General features: G+C 27.5%; 14 protein-coding genes. 3 read left to right on the plus strand and 11 right to left on the minus strand.

Translation table 11 applies throughout. The features are described from left to right. The first annotated feature begins 102 nt into the window (after positions 1-102). A complete protein-coding gene (locus NSA58_RS06110; RefSeq protein ID WP_074079209.1) occupies positions 103-1,365 on the plus strand; it encodes a CapA family protein in 1,263 nt (420 codons plus the stop codon). Positions 1,366-1,470: 105 nt separating this feature from the next. Here NSA58_RS06110 and NSA58_RS06115 read toward each other — a convergent pair whose 3' ends face one another. From NSA58_RS06115 to mgtE, 7 genes are all read right to left on the minus strand, one after another. Further along, positions 1,471-4,077, minus strand: a complete 2,607-nt coding sequence (locus NSA58_RS06115) for an ABC transporter permease (protein WP_074429195.1) — start codon at positions 4,075-4,077, stop codon at positions 1,471-1,473. Then, the gene (locus NSA58_RS06120; protein WP_074079207.1) at positions 4,078-4,755 is read right to left on the minus strand and encodes an ABC transporter ATP-binding protein; all 678 of its coding nucleotides are present in this window, start codon (positions 4,753-4,755) and stop codon (positions 4,078-4,080) included. 98 nt (positions 4,756-4,853) lie between these two features. Further along, positions 4,854-6,107 carry a sensor histidine kinase gene (locus NSA58_RS06125; RefSeq protein ID WP_257560261.1) on the minus strand — a complete coding sequence of 418 codons (1,254 nt, stop codon included), beginning with the start codon at positions 6,105-6,107 and terminating at the stop codon, positions 4,854-4,856. Continuing rightward, positions 6,085-6,780, minus strand: coding sequence for a response regulator transcription factor (locus NSA58_RS06130; protein ID WP_039679635.1), 696 nt, complete (start codon positions 6,778-6,780; stop codon positions 6,085-6,087). The genes NSA58_RS06125 and NSA58_RS06130 overlap by 23 nt, the downstream gene beginning before the upstream one ends. Positions 6,781-6,940: 160 nt before the next feature. Further along, entirely contained in the window at positions 6,941-8,359 is a 1,419-nt protein-coding gene (locus NSA58_RS06135; RefSeq protein ID WP_257560262.1) for a sensor histidine kinase, read from the minus strand. Further along, a complete protein-coding gene (locus NSA58_RS06140) occupies positions 8,343-9,026 on the minus strand; it encodes a response regulator transcription factor (RefSeq protein ID WP_074079204.1) in 684 nt (227 codons plus the stop codon). Before NSA58_RS06140 ends, NSA58_RS06135 begins: the two co-directional genes overlap by 17 nt. A 478-nt stretch (positions 9,027-9,504) precedes the next feature. Further along, positions 9,505-10,839, minus strand: a complete 1,335-nt coding sequence (gene mgtE, locus NSA58_RS06145; protein WP_074429194.1) for a magnesium transporter — start codon at positions 10,837-10,839, stop codon at positions 9,505-9,507. Between the two features lie 274 nt (positions 10,840-11,113). Here mgtE and NSA58_RS06150 point away from each other — a divergent pair, with 274 nt between their 5' ends. Continuing rightward, positions 11,114-11,797 carry an MBL fold metallo-hydrolase gene (locus NSA58_RS06150; RefSeq protein ID WP_074429193.1) on the plus strand — a complete coding sequence of 228 codons (684 nt, stop codon included), beginning with the start codon at positions 11,114-11,116 and terminating at the stop codon, positions 11,795-11,797. Positions 11,798-11,916: 119 nt separating this feature from the next. Here NSA58_RS06150 and NSA58_RS06155 read toward each other — a convergent pair whose 3' ends face one another. Then, a complete protein-coding gene (locus tag NSA58_RS06155) occupies positions 11,917-13,932 on the minus strand; it encodes a penicillin-binding transpeptidase domain-containing protein (protein ID WP_079764697.1) in 2,016 nt (671 codons plus the stop codon). Between the two features lie 175 nt (positions 13,933-14,107). Here NSA58_RS06155 and NSA58_RS06160 point away from each other — a divergent pair, with 175 nt between their 5' ends. Then, the gene (locus NSA58_RS06160; RefSeq protein WP_079764696.1) at positions 14,108-15,106 is read left to right on the plus strand and encodes an HD domain-containing protein; all 999 of its coding nucleotides are present in this window, start codon (positions 14,108-14,110) and stop codon (positions 15,104-15,106) included. A 32-nt stretch (positions 15,107-15,138) separates the two neighbouring features. Here the strand turns inward: NSA58_RS06160 and NSA58_RS20690 are convergent, their stop codons facing one another. From NSA58_RS20690 to NSA58_RS06170, 3 genes are all read right to left on the minus strand, one after another. After that, on the minus strand, positions 15,139-15,408 hold the full coding sequence (locus tag NSA58_RS20690; RefSeq protein WP_316712327.1) for a GyrI-like domain-containing protein: 270 nt from the start codon (positions 15,406-15,408) through the stop codon (positions 15,139-15,141). A 38-nt stretch (positions 15,409-15,446) separates the two neighbouring features. Next, a complete protein-coding gene (locus tag NSA58_RS20695; RefSeq protein WP_052232783.1) occupies positions 15,447-15,692 on the minus strand; it encodes a MerR family transcriptional regulator in 246 nt (81 codons plus the stop codon). Between the two features lie 60 nt (positions 15,693-15,752). Then, the coding region (locus NSA58_RS06170) for a hypothetical protein (protein ID WP_257560263.1) at positions 15,753-16,373 on the minus strand (621 nt) is incomplete at its 5' end.

The raw sequence follows: 16,373 nt of genomic DNA on the forward strand, positions 1-16,373 counted from the left end.
CTATTAATTATACAAAATAAAACTTTTAATTGAAAATATACTAATTTATGGATAATATAAAGTTATATGATTATTTTATATTTTAAGAAGGGGGGGCATAAAATGTACAATCATAACAATATCAATACTAAGAAATTTCTTATTTGTTTCAGCTTAAGTATACTTATTATGGGAGTATTCTCTTTTAGTAGTCTTAATAAGACTTCCATATTTTCTAAAAATAAATCAGAAGAAGCATCTGTATTTACGCCTACAAAAAAAAATGTCAATAAAGCTTCTTTATTAGCCGTGGGAGATACTATGGTATACAACGCTCAGCTAACTGGGCAATATGATGTATCTACAGCAAAATATAATTTCAACAATAACTTTGAGTATGTGAAAAAATATGTTGAAGATGCTGATTATTCCATGGTTAACTTGGAAACAACATTAACAGGTAACAAAGTTTATAGATATAGCTCTTATCCAAAATTCAATTCACCAGATGAACTTGCTGATGGATTAAAATATGCTGGTTTTGATTTAATATCTACAGCAAATAACCACGCTTATGACAAGGGTGATTTAAGTATAAAAAATACTCTTGCAACCTTAAAAGATAAAAAACTTGATGTGATTGGAACTAGAGAAAATAACGGAGATAGATATATAGTAAAAAATGTTAATAATATAAAAATAGGTATTACTTCTTATTCTTATGGAAGAATTATTAACGATAACAAATACTTAAATGATGTGAAAATCTCCAATGAATACAAAAACAGTGTTAATATCTTTGACTCTACAAGTATAGATAAGGCATTTAATAATATAAACTATACTCTTAAAAAGATGAAAGATACTGATTTACAAGTAGTTTATCTACACTGGGGAGACAAATATTCTCTTAAAGAGAATTCCTTCCAACAAAAGTTAGCTCAAAAGCTTTGTGATGCTGGTGTGGATGTTATAATAGGTTCTCACCCTCACGTGGTACAACCTGTTACATCTATAAAATCTGCAGATGGTAAACATGAAACTGTAGTTGCTTATTCTCTTGGAAACTTCTTATCTAATCAAACTAGAGATCAATTTAATCAATATACAGAAGATGGTTTGATGATAAATATAGACATTAGTAAAAATAACACTGATGAAGAAGCTAAAGTTGAAAAAGTCACTTGTATACCTACTTGGTTAAATAAATATTACAATAGCAAAACTGCTAAGTATGTTTATGAAATAATACCTCTTGCTAACAAATCAGATTTAGATAAAATAAACAACTTGTCAGAAAGTAAAATAGAAAAATCGTATAAAAATACTGCTGAACAAGTTAAAACATCAGATTTAATAAGTATAGTTGAAAATCCATTTGATTAAACTATTATAAACAATATAACTTATAATCACGAATATATAAAAATGCTCTTTCACCCTACTATAATAGTTGTGTGAAAGAGCATTTTTTAATTTCAGTTAAATAATCTATATACTTTCTTGTCTAATATTTTCAATTATATTTTCTTTATTTATCTTCTTCATAGGAATATATGCTGAAATAAACGTGATTACAAATATACCTATGGCAGATATAGCAATAGCACTCCAAGGAAGTACTAATCCCATTTGGATAACATCTCCTAATATGACATTCATAAGAGCTACCAATCCAATTCCTAGAGGAATACCATAAATTAAAGCTAAAGCTCCATATAGCAAACTTTCCAGATATATCATCTTATTAAATCCACCAGGAGTAACTCCTATGGATTTGATTATTGCCAATTCTCTTTTTCTTAAGTTTATATTTGTACTAATTGTATTTACTATGTTAGTTATACTTACTAAAGAAATTACAGTAACAAATCCATAAACAAATATTTGCATTACCATAAGTGTATCTTGCATTGACTTTACGTTTTCCATTATATCTGATACATTATAAGCATATTGATTTGCAATATCTTTTACTGTATTTCTTATATTTTCGTCTCCATTTGTAGAAATATAAACCTCGTTAGCATTTGCTTCAAGTCCAAACTTTTTGCCTACTTCATCATAAGTTATAAAATCAAGCCCCATATAATTATATCCAGAGTTTCCTGTTGATATATCATCAGTTATAGCCATGATTTTAAGGTCAATTTCTTTTCTTATTTCTTTTTCTCCATCATAATCTGATATATAAGCTTTGACTGTATCTCCAACTTTGTAATTTGTTAATTCAAATTCATATTTTTTACCCGGTTCTTCGTAATAACTTTTTCTTACAAAGATTACTCCATTTTCTTTTATAGCTTCTTTTTTCTCAAAACTACCTTCTTTAAGATTTATTTTATTTATTTCAAAGTCTCCAGGCAATTTTATTAAACAATTTAATATATCATATACAATTTTATTATCTATTTTTTCTTTTGAAAAGTAAGCAGTATCATTAATTAAATCTTCATTGTTTTTATTTATTTTATTTTCTGGTAAATAAACTCCCATTGAATAGTCATTTATTTCAGCGACTCTATTAATTCCAGGAATATTTTTTAACTCCTCCAATGGCTTATCATCCATAGCAGTACTTGAAGATAATCTCAAATCATAGTTTACTTCTCCAAACTGTACTTTATTAGCATTTATAAATAAAGTCATAAATCCACTGAAAGAAATAAATATAACAACACTTATAATAAGAGAGAATAAAGTTATTCTAAATTTCTTTTTATTTCTTCTTAAATTTTTATAAGCAAGTACACCTTCTGCCTTAAATAGAGCTCTTACTATTTTTGAATCTTTTACTTTTCCTATTTTTAAGTTAGAACTGTTTTTTATTGATTCCAGTGGCGATATTTTAGATGCTTGTCTTGCTGGAAGTATGGCTGATATTAATATGGTTATTATTACGATTATTGCACTTAATATAATCACTGCTGGACTATATACTACCCTTAGTCCCAATTCTCCTATCAGAGAACTTCCATAAAGACTTCCTATTATTTTAAAAACAATATCTATAGCAACTGTTCCAGCAAGTAATCCTAAGGGTATACCTATAATACTTACTAAAAAAGCTTCCATTAATACCAGCTTCGTAGTTTGGCTTTTTGTGGCTCCTATGGAATTTAGTATACCAAATTGTCTTTTACGCTCACTAATAGATATAGAAAAAGCATTGTATACTGTTGCTATGGTACAAATTATTACTAGAGAAGTAACAAGTATTATGATTTTATCAATACCTCCATTGATATTGTCATAAGCACTAGCACTTTGTAATCTTAATAAATGTTCATTGAACTGTAAATTTTCATAATATGTTCCATTTTCATTATTATAATAAGAAGAATCCGATTCTCCATTCTCTATACCCTCTACTTTTAAACCTAAATTTTTAGCAATAACTCCTGCTATATTATAAATTTCTTTTGGATTATTAGCAGTAATAGATACATTTACGTCATCCTTACTTCCCATCTTATTTATATCTAAATAAGATATGGCTGTTGTAATTTGTCTTCCATCTTCAAAACCAGGTTTACTTATTATACCTACTATTTTATACTCTTCTTTATGAGTATCTATAAGTTTCTCATCCTCATCCATCCAAGAACCTGTTAAAGTATCTCCGTCTTTAGTTACTCTTTTTCCAACACTAATAGTGATTATATCCCCTATTTTTTTCTCTTTTAATAAATTTGAATCTTCACTGACTACTATTTCCTTATTATTAGTTGGAAGCTTTCCTTCTTTTAAAGATATTTGGTATCCATCAAAAGATTCTTTGTCGTAAGACTTTATCTGCAATAAAAACTTTTCATCATTATATCTTCCAAATCCTAAATTATCACTATATCCATATTTAGATATTCCTGCACTTTTAGTTATCTTGCCAATATCTTTATTTTGTACATCATAAAATGTGGCATGAAAATCACCATTTCTTTGTACAGTTTCTCTAACCTGATAATCCATAAAACTATTATAAATATTTCCTATACCACAAATTAATGCAGTAGAAAGTATGATTCCTATAATTGTAACTATTGTTCTTTTTTTATTTTCCTTTAAGTATCTAAGTGTAAGAGCTGTATATAAATTCATTTATATCACCTCATCACTTTTTATAGTTCCATCTTCTATAGTTATAACTCTATCTGCTTGAAGTGCTATGTTAGGGTCATGAGTTATCATTATTAAAGTTTGTTTATATTTTTTCACTGATAATTTTAATAATTCTATTACTTCTTTTGAGTTTTTACTATCTAAGTTACCTGTAGGCTCATCTGCCAGCACTATGGCAGGTCTATTAACTAAAGCTCTACCTATTGAAGTTCTTTGTTGTTGTCCTCCACTAAGTTCATTTGGAAGATGATTTTCCCTTTCCTTTAATCCTAAAGTTTTTAATAAATCATCTAAGTACTCTTTGTCTATTTTTCTATTATCAAGCTCAGCAGGAAGCAGTATGTTTTCCTTAACAGAAAGCACTGGTATTAAGTTGTAAAACTGATATATAAGTCCTACATTTCTTCTTCTAAATATGGATAAGTCCTTTTCTTTTAAATTATATATATTCACATCATTTATATAAACGCTACCTTCACTTGGTTTGTCTACCCCTCCTATTAAATGTAGCAGTGTGCTTTTACCACTTCCACTAGGTCCTACTATGGCAACAAATTCTCCTTTATTTATAGATAAATCTATATTTTTTAAAGCATCTACTTTTGCTTCATTTTTACCATAAGTCTTGCTTAAATTTTTAATTTTTAAAATTTCCATATTACCCTCCATAATTTTTCACTAACCATTATAATTTTTAATTTATATCTTTATACTAAACTTTCACTCTTACACTGAGGTGAATGCAAAATTACAAATTAGTCACTATAAGTTTTATGGAAAATTATATGGAACTCAGTACCCTTGTTTTTTTCACTTTCTACGTATATATCTCCATTTTGACTTTCTATAATAGATTTTGCCATGGCTAGACCTATACCGACACTATCTTCTTTTGAGGTTTTTCCTTTATAGAATCGTTTAAAAATATGAGGTAAGTCTTTTTTATCTATACCTTCTCCGCTATCTTTTATTACAACTTCACAATATAGAGGATTCTGATCATAATTAATATCTATTTTTCCACCATTTGGAGTATGTTCTATACAATTTTTTATTATATTTACAAATGCTTCACTTGACCAATTTATATCACCAATATAACTTGTATTTTCGTCTCCATTAATACTCAGTTTAATATCTTTAATTTCCATAGGTATTAAACTAGGTGCTACAGACCTTTTGATCAATTCATGAATTTTAACTTCTTTTTTATCAAAATCAATAACCTTAGCTTCCACCTTAGAAAGCTTTAGCATACTTTTTACAAGCCACTCCATACGATTTAATTGAGATTTTATCTTATCTAAAAATTCTATTTTTGTTTCTTTCGGTAAATCTTCATACATCAAATCATTTAATATTACTAAAGATGTCATAGGCGTTTTTAGCTGATGAGATATATCTGAAATTGTGTTATTTAAAAATATTTTTTCATTATTTAAAAGCTCTACTTTTTCTTTTAATATATTAGTCATCTTAATTAATTCAGTTTTTAAAAGACCTATTTGACCTTCTTGATTTCTATTCTTCATCTCAAAATTTCGACCTTCAGAACTATTGTAAACATAGTCTGTCATATCTTTTATATCATCATAAATCTTTTTAAAATAACTAAGTGCGAGGAAAATAAATAGTATCAAAATAACACATATAAATATCCAATTAATATTAAAAATATATTTTGCACTTTCATTTATTATTGGCTCATTTTTTAAAGTTATATTGCTATTATAATTATATTTACTTAATATTTCTTTACCCAAATCTATATTTTCCTTGGAATTTCCCTGAGTAATTACATCCATAACTTTTTCTTCCAATTCGGGTCTATCACTTAAGATATTACCTATAATTGCTTGATTATTTTCTACTACTTTTTCTTTAATAATATTTAAAGTCAGTATTGTTATTCCTCCACATATGATAATAGTAATAAAAAATAAGGCAAAAAAACGCCTTATAAAACTTTTCATCTCCACATTATATCTAAACATTAACTTCACTTCCATTCCACTTGTATCCCATACCTCTAACTGTAATTATAAATTTTGGATTACTTGAATCATCTTCAATTTTTTCTCTAAGACGCTTTATATAAACTGTTAATGTATTGTCATTAATAAAATCATAAGTTACATCCCATAATTTTTCTAGAATTTGGTTTCTACTTAAAACTATATTTTCATTTTGAATTAGAATTAATAGTAGCTTGTATTCAGCAGATGTTAGAAATACTTCTTCACTACCTTTATACACCCTAGCCTCTAATGTGTGTATACTTAAATTTCCATATTTTAGAATTTTCTTCCCCTTATCTTCTCCCTTATTTCTTCTAACTACAGCCTTTATTCTAGATATAAGCTCTCTAACTCTAAAAGGCTTTGTCATATAATCATCTCCACCAATATCAAGTCCCATTACTATATTTACCTCATCATCACATGCAGTCAAAAATATTATAGGTATATCTTTTATTTCTCTTATTTCTTTACAAAAATCATAGCCGTTACCATCTGGAAGCATTACGTCTAGAAGAATTATGTCATAGTTTTTTTCATTTATATTACTTCTAGCACTCTCCAAATCTTTGCTTATATCTATTTTAAATCCTTCTTGTTCTAGAGCATACTTCACCCCAAAAGCTATCGTAGAGTCATCTTCTACCATAAGAATATTTATCATGATTACCTCCAAATTTTCCATTATTTATAATTATTATACAATAAGTTAAAAAATATAATAAGACCACTAATGTGACATTCTAGTCATAATAAAAACACTTTGATAAAAAAAGAGTATCTATGAATTTATTTTGCATAAATCTTCAGATACTCTTTTCATATTAAATATTATTTTTATTATTTGGTAATATTATTACAAACTCCGTTCCCTTATTTACTTCACTATTTACAAAGATCTGTCCATTATGAGCATCAATTATGCTCTTCACTATGGATAATCCTATTCCAATTCCTCCAGTTTCTTTGTCTCTTGATTTATCTACTCTATAAAATCTTTCAAAAATAAAACTAATCTCATCTTTAGGAATTCCTACTCCATTATCTTTAATAGATATAATCACATTGTTACAATCTTCATAAGCTTTTATATGTATTTTTCCATTAATATTTGTATATTTAATAGCATTGGATAATAAGTTTGCTAATACTTGAGAAAATTGTTCTTTATCAAGACTAATATATATTTCTTTCAAATCATAAGTTATATTTATATCCTTAAATAAAGCATCACCTTCATAGTTGTAAATAAAATGTTCTATAAATTCATTTAAGTTAACTTTACTTTTATTTATCATATTACTTTCACTATCGTATCTAGACAATATTTTAAGTTGTCCTACTAAATTACTAAGCCTGTCAGTTTCTTCCCTTATACTGCTCAGCCTTTCTGGAGTAGCTTCCCATATACCATCTATCATACAATCCAAATGGCCTTGAATACTTGTTAGAGGTGTTCTAAGCTCATGAGCCACATCTGTTGTTATTCTCTTTCTAAGCAATTCCTGTTCATTTAACTTATAAGATAATTTATTAATTGACTCTATTAGTTCTTTTGCTTCTTTTATATTGCTATTGTATTTAAGTTTATCATTATATTTTCCGTCGCTCATGTTTTTTGCTTTAGAAGAAACATTTTCTATAGATCTAGAAATTGACTTTGATATAATAAATGCAATTAGCACTACACTTCCTATGGATATAAGGCTTATAACTTTCATAAAATCATTGATTATATTTAAAAACATAATATCATTTTCCATATAATATAGTGACTTATAATATAATATCTGAGCATATCCCACTTTATCCTTATTTTCATTATATATACCAATTTTATACTGCTCCAATTTAGGAGTCCAATTTTCTTCTATACTTTGCATATTTTTTCTTATATTATTTAATATTTCATTTGACTCACTTTTTTCATCTTCTAATATTCCATAAATTAGCTTATTATTTTTATTATAAACTTCCAGCACAATTCCTTTTTCTATTGAATCTTCAGCCAATTTTTTTATTAAGTGTACATCCCAATTTTTCTCTTTGTATATATTATTTAAATCAAAGTTTATTAAATGATTTACTTCTGATTTATTACTATCATCCACATATTTGCCAAACTCTGATTCAAAAGTCTTTGTTACAAATATTGTTATAGATAATATGGTTAATACTATAATTGTTAAGAAGGATATTATTATTATATTTCTAAGTGAAATGCTTTTATTTTTTAAGTCCAAATTTATATCCTATTCCATAAACTGTTTGTACAATCTTACAGTCCTTTGGATTTTTTTCTATTTTTTGTCTTAAATTCTTTATGTGACTATCAACTGCACGATCATCTTTTTCATAATATCCTTCTTCTAATTGTTCCAATATTTCTGCTCTTGTATATACTTTGTGCGGGTTAGATAGTAAAAGTAACAATATTTTATATTCTGTATTAGTTAGTGAAACAAGTTCTTTTCGTATTTTTACTTGATATGATAAAGTATCTATTTCTACTTCGTCACCAATCTTTATTATATTGTCTTCACTTATTTTATTACTTCTTTTTAAAATAGCTTTTACTCTAAATACTAACTCCCTCACATTAAATGGTTTACATAAATAATCATCACATCCTAAAGTGAAACCTTCTATCCTATCTTCATCCTCAATCTTAGCTGTAAGCATTATTATGGGTAGATCAGATTTTTTTCTAATATATCTACAAACTTCTTCTCCACTTATATCTGGCAACATTCTATCTAAAACGACTAGATCATAGTCTGTATTTTCAAAGTTTTCAATTGCATCTTTTCCATTATAGGTAACAGTAACTTCATACCCTTCTCTATCTAAATATGCTTTTACAAATTCACAGATTTTTTGTTCATCGTCAACTACTAATATTTTTATCATATAACTTCTCCTACAAAATTTATATATATTATAGTATTTCTTTAATATATTTTTATATAAAACCTATTTATGCCATAAAAAATTTGCTTCGCTTGAGCTACGTGTCGGCGAAACACTTCATATCGCCAAAGTTGAGAATCATGTAATCAACGATATGTCCTCATTACCACTTCGTATAAATCCGTTACTCAAACGATATGCAAACCTTACCACTTTAAGCCAATGTGTGACCGACATGCAGTTTAAGGCAATGATCTTGCTCAAAAACTAACTTTTTACAGTTCAATATTTTTGGTATTACTTAGTTTCATGAGTTTTTAACAGATTTGAGAGCAATATAATTTTCTAATATGTAAAAAGACCTGTCATAACAGATCTTTTATATTATTTATAACCATGTCTTCTTCAAACAAATTAAAGCATATATCTGCAACGTAGCAAATGTATGCATGAAGCATCGACTCATGCAGAGAAGATTTTATATTCCAAGTAATACTTTTGCTAAAGTAAAGTATATCATAAGTGCAAAAGTGTCTACAATTGTAGTAATTAAAGGGCTAGCCATTATAGCTGGATCAAATTTTAGTTTTTTAGCTACTATAGGTAACAAACTTCCAACTACTTTTGCTATTATAACTGTACAAAATAAACTTAAACATACAGTTATAGATATGGCTAATTCAGTTCTTTCTAATAAATATATTCTAAGAAAATTCACACTTGCTAAAACAGTAGCAACTATTAAACTTACTCTAAATTCTTTAAACATTACTTTTAAATAATCTTTAATCTCAATATCTCCAAGTGCCAATCCCCTTATTACTAAAGTTGAAGACTGTGAACCTGCATTACCTCCCGTATCCATTAACATTGGAATAAATGCAGCCAATATTACTACTGATTGTAACACATCATCAAACTTCTTTATTATAGAACCAGTAAATGTGGCTGATATCATTAGCACTAATAACCATATAACTCTATGTTTCGCTAACTCCAACACTGGAGTTTTTAAATATGACTCTTCATTGGGCTGTATGGCTGCCATCTTTTGAAAATCCTCTGTATTTTCTTTATCTATGATATCCATGACATCATCTACAGTTATAATCCCCACTAGCCTATCTTCCTTATCTAATACAGGCATACATGTTAAATCATACTTTTTAAACTCGGAAGCTACAACTTCCTGATCCTCCACTGTACTTGTGCATATAATATTTCTATTCATTATATCTTCTATAAGTGTCTTTTCATTATTTAATATTAACTCTTTTAGATGTAGCGTTCCCTTTATTTTTCTATTGTTATCAATTATAAAACAAGTATCCACATCTTCTTTATCTAAAGAGTCATTTCTAATATACTTTATAGCATCCTTTACCGTCATACTTTCTTTCAAGTCTAAAAATTCTATGGTCATCATTGCCCCTGCTGTATTTTCATCATATTTTAAAAATTGATTAATAAATTCTCTTTTTTCTTTTGAAGTATTCTTTAATACTTTTTTAACTATATGAGAAGGTAACTCTTCTATAATATCTACCGTATCATCTAAAAATAATTTATCTATTATATCTTTTAATTCACTATCCGTTATGGACTGTATTATATATTCTTGCATATCTAATTCTAAATATGAGAATACTTCTACTGCCGTATCCTTTGGCAGTATTCTAAAAGCTAATACTATATCCTCATTTCTTAAATCCACCATATCCTTTGCTATATCAACAGAGTTTAAATTTGCAAAGTATTCACTTAGTTCTAATATTTTTCTTTCTTCAATTAAATTACTTACTATTTGTACCATAATAATCCCTCCATACTAAAGAGTTCATATCATCAATAATAAAATCTTGTGATTATATATGAACTCTCTCTGTTTATACTTATTGCTTATTTTCAACCTAGGGTCACTATCCATATAAATCACATCCTTTCTACATATTTACTTTTATTATATAAAATAAATATGTAGAACTTATGGAGTTTTATAAATCTTTAAGATTATTTGTTGTGCTTGATATATAATAAAATTATAATTTACATAACATATAAAATAATTGATAAGAAAGGATTTCAATATGAAAATAACATATATTCACCATAGTAGCTTTAGCGCTGAACTTGATAATTGCATATTACTTTTTGATTATTTCCAAGGAAATATTCCATATTTCGATAAAAACAAGAAGTTATATGTATTTTCAAGTCACTCTCATCACGATCATTTTAATAAATCTATTTTTAAAATAGAGGAAACACAACCTAATGTGACTTATATATTGTCAAACGATATAAATGCTCCAAAATCAGAAAATATAAAACTTATAGGTCTTAATGAAAGGTTATTAATCGATGATTTAAGAATAGAAACTCTTGAATCTAGTGATTTAGGTGTGGCTTTTATTGTGAGGGTAGAAAATAAAACAATTTATCATGCTGGAGATTTAAACTGGTGGCACTGGGAAGGTGAAAACTCTCCTGAAGAAAATGATTATGCTGAAAAAATATTTAAATCTTCAATAAATAAAATAAAAGGAAAAAATATAGACCTTGCCTTTTTACCTTTAGACCCTCGACAAGGTGAACAATATTATTTAGGTTTTGATTATTTTATGAAAAACACTAATACTAAGATAGCATTTCCAATGCATCTTTGGAAAACTTACTCTTTAGTTAAAATTTTTAAATCTTCTAATTATTCATTAGATTACAAAGATAAAATAGTTGAAGTAAATCATGATGGAGAAGAATTTAATATATAACTCAAAAATTTCATTTTCTTAATTTAGGTAATACTTAAAAAAGCCATTACCCCAGTCAGTTGGAGTTTATAATATAAAAAAGGTCAACCTAGTAAAATTGACCTTTTTTATATTATATATTATTTATCTTCTGATATATAACTTTTCATTATATTTTTAACTTTAGGTACTAAATACTTTGATGTGGATTTATCTTTCATATTCTCCATAACCATAGATATAGCTAATTTAGAGTTGTCCATGTCTACAGCAACAAACCAACTGTTTTCATTTCCAGTTTCATCTTCTTTAGTTGATTTAATTTCTGCTGTTCCTGTTTTCCCGGCCAAATTAACACCTTCTATTTTACATAAATATCCACTTCCATTAGAATCATTTATAACTCCAGCAAAGTCTTTTTGTAATTCTTTTAAATATTTCTTTTGTATAGCTTCACTATACACTTTTTCTTCTTTATTTTCACTTATCACAAGTCTTGGAGTCATAATTTTTCCTTCATTTCCTAAAGCTGAATATGCCATAGTTATTTGAAGTGGTGTTGTTAAAACTTCTCCTTGTCCATAACCTGTATCACCTAGTAAAATTTCACTATCTATAGCTCCACTATTTGATATTTGAGAGTTAGACATAGGATATTCAAATTTTATATCAGCTCCCAATCCAAACTTTTTAGCTCCTTCTATAAGATTTTCACTACCTATTTTTATAGCTTTATCTGCAAAATAAATATTATCAGAATTTACAACAGCATCATATAAATTCACAGAACTTACATTTTTTACCCTAGTAACTTTATAATTTCCCCAGGATGAGGATTTTTGCCAATTTACTCCTTCTATCTTCATTTTTTCATTTGGATCTATTGCCTTATTTTCCATTCCTATAGATGCTGTTATAAGTTTCATTGTAGATCCTGGTGAGTATAAATTATTTGCTCTATTATCAAAACTGGCATTTTTATTTTCTTCCCACTCTTTTGCTATAGTTTTAGTTTTGTAAGTCACCATTGTATTTGAATCATAAGAAGGTGAACTTACCATGGCTAATACTTCTCCTGTAGCTGAATTCATGGCTATAGATGCACCTTTTTCATTATCCATTTGATCATAAACTGATTTTTGTAAATCCGAGTCTATCGCCAATTTTATATCCTTGCCATCACTTGATTTTATCTTAGCAAGCGTAATATCTTCTCCTCCTCTTTCAATATATATATGAACTCCATCTGTAGCTCTTAATGTATCTTCATAAACTTGCTCCAATCCATTTTTCCCTACTTGACTACTTGTTGTATATCCTTTGCCAGCATTTTTTTCTAATTCTTCTGCTGTTATATCGCCTATATAGCCAAGTAAACTTCCAAAAGCTTCTCCTTTTGCATACACCCTAGAAGCTCCTACTTGTGACATTACACCTTCTATTTTTAAAGCTTCCTGTACCTTATCTTCTTCATATTTAGAAACCTTTACAATATTTATTGCATAATCAGGGTTTATATTATTTTCAATTTTCTTTTCTATATATTCCTCGCTTATGTCAAGTGCCTTAGCTAAGTCACTTATATCCTCCTTTTTAAATAATTTAGGGTCTATATTTATATAATTTACTTCACCATTATAAGCTAATAAGTTACCATCTCTATCAAGAATTTCTCCTCGATTACCATTGCTAACTTTTACCCTAATTTTATCTCCTTGTACCATATCCGGCAAAATCAAGCTTTCGTTCCAACATATTTTATATTTATCATCTTCTTTTTTCAGCTTAATTATTGCATCCTCATATTTTAATTTTCCACCAATAGTATTCATTGAAATAGTAATAGGTATTTCTGATTTATCCTTAATTTCACCCACATCTATTTTTATGTTATTTACTCCCATTGCTGAATATATGGCAGAGTATTTATTTACAAATCCTTCTTTACCACCAAACTCTTCTTTTATATACTCCTTGGAATCTGTTGTTAAAATTTCATATAGTTCACCATATTTTTTTTCATTTAATAACTTAGTATAATTTTTAACAGTATTTTTCATTTCATTTTTATCACTACAACCACTTAATATAAATACTGATATTATCATCATGCTAACAATTACTAGTCTACTTAGTTTCTTAATTTTCTTTTTCATTTAGATCATTCCCCCTCATAAAATCTTAATTTGACAAATATAGCTTCTTTTCCTTTTTATTTATTAGACATAAATTTTTTATAAAAGGTTTTAACTTATTTATATTTTTTAAATTGCAACTGGATATACTCTGTTATATAATAAGTTTTACTACAAATTTGAAGGAGGTATTAATTTGAGTTTAATAGATATATATAGCAAAGATTTCCCCATATTTATAGAGGAATTAATAAATACACCTGAATTTAAAAGACTTAATAATATAGGTATGAACTGCGGATGTGAGTATACTAACTTTCCCATATTTTCTGAGGGTAAAAATTATACTAGATATAATCATAGTATAGGAGTTGCTCTTATAATTTGGCATTTTACAAAAGATATTAAACAATCCATAGCAGGTCTGCTACACGATATAAGCTCACCTGTATTTGCTCATGTGATTGATTTTTTAAATGGAGACCATGAAAATCAAGAGTCTACAGAAGAAAAGACGGAAGAAATTATAGCAAACTCTGCTGAAATACAAACTATCCTAAAAAAATATAGCTTAACAACTGAGGATGTAAAGAATTATCATATGTATCCAATTGCTGATAATGATTCACCACTACTATCAGCAGATAGATTGGAATATACTCTTGGGAATGCTTTTTATTATGGTTTCAAATCTATTGATGAAATAAAAGGTATGTACAATGACTTAGTTGTAAGTAAAAATGAATCTGGAGAAGACGAAATTTCATTTAGTACCTTAGAGCAAGCTATAAAGTTCACCTCTGTATGTATAGAGAATTCTAAAGTCTATACTTGTAATGCAGATAGATTTTCCATGCAGTATTTAGCTGATTTATTAAAATTAGCAGTTGATAAAAAACTTATAAATATGGATGACTTATATACTGTAGAGGATAAGATTATAGAGAAACTACAGGAAGATGAAGAATTAAAATCTAAGTGGAATGACTTTAGAAATCTTTCTCAGATATTTACTAGTAAGGAAAAACCTAATAATGGATATTGGGTTAACATTCCTGCTAAAAGAAGATATATAAATCCTCAAGTAGTTTCTAAGGGAAGAGTTTCTGATTTAAGTGAAGAAGTATCAAAAGATATAGATGATTTTTTAAATGTGGATTTTAACATTTGGTTAAGCGGAAAAAAAAGCCATTGATTATATCAGTGGCTTTTTTTATACGTTAATTATTATTTTTTCTCAATAGGTAGTTGTAGTTCTGTTAACCAGTCTTTTTCACTTTCTTTATTCCAAATACCATCAATATAATTCTCCCTAGGGCTATCTACTAAAGTATATCCATTTTCTTCAACCCATTTAAACGCAAAAGCATAAGCCTTAGACAAATCTCTGTAAGGTCCTTTGTGCATTACAGACACTACCTTAGTTGCTTCTATCCTCTTAAATACAATATCATCAAAATCTGGTTTAATTTGCTCCACCGCCTCACAAAATTCCAAATTTATATCTTTTTCTTTATATTCATTGTCCAAATAAACTATGAAACAATATTCTGGGATTTGGCATCTTTGCCTGAAATAATTGATTTAATCTCATCAATAGATAATCCAATCTGACGTAATGATTGTATTTTATGAAGTTCAAAAAGTTGAGAAGTACTGTAATAACGAAACTTCGTAAATTCATCTATTTCTTCTGGCTTTAATAAACCTATTTCATCATAATATCTAAGTGTTTTTATTGTTGTTTTACTCAACTTTGAAAACTCTCCTATACGTAACATTCGTATCACCTTCCTCGTATTTTAAGTATAGATTCTACCCTTTATAATGCCTACATATTTTTATTGTATATCTACAATTATCATTCCACCCTTTTCTTCATACCCCGTATCCCATAACTCATTAAATGAAATCCAGTTATATTTTCCATAGGTTGCTATTTTTATAAATAATTCATCATCACTTTTCTCATATCCAACAATTAAGAACCAATGCCATACAAGTTCTTTTAACTTTGAATTTTTATGTTTTAATAAAAGAAATGGTATGGGAATTTCTTTGTCTATTTGATTTATAACTATTTTTTTACCATCAAATACTGAATTTTCTCCCCCAAAAGGTGTCATCTTTATACCTTGGTCATTAACATCATATAGATATTTTCCCAATCCATCTATATATAATTGTAGAGTATTGATTCCTGTCATTCTAGGGCGAAGATAAGGTTTCATTATATTAGAGAATTTGATATAGTCTGATTTTTGTAAGAAATTAATATCAAATGGATATAAATGCTCACTTCCTATAAGTATATTTAAATAAACACATAAGTCACAAGCCGTAACTGCTGCACAACCTCCTAGTTTCATCATAGGATCCCAAAACCAATTTTGATTCCCCCCATAATGATCTTCTATATTAAAATATATCAATTCTTTTTTCATAGTTAATATTTCCTTTCT

Source organism: Terrisporobacter muris (assembly GCF_024621905.1).
Taxonomy (GTDB): Bacteria; Bacillota; Clostridia; order Peptostreptococcales; family Peptostreptococcaceae; genus Terrisporobacter; species Terrisporobacter muris.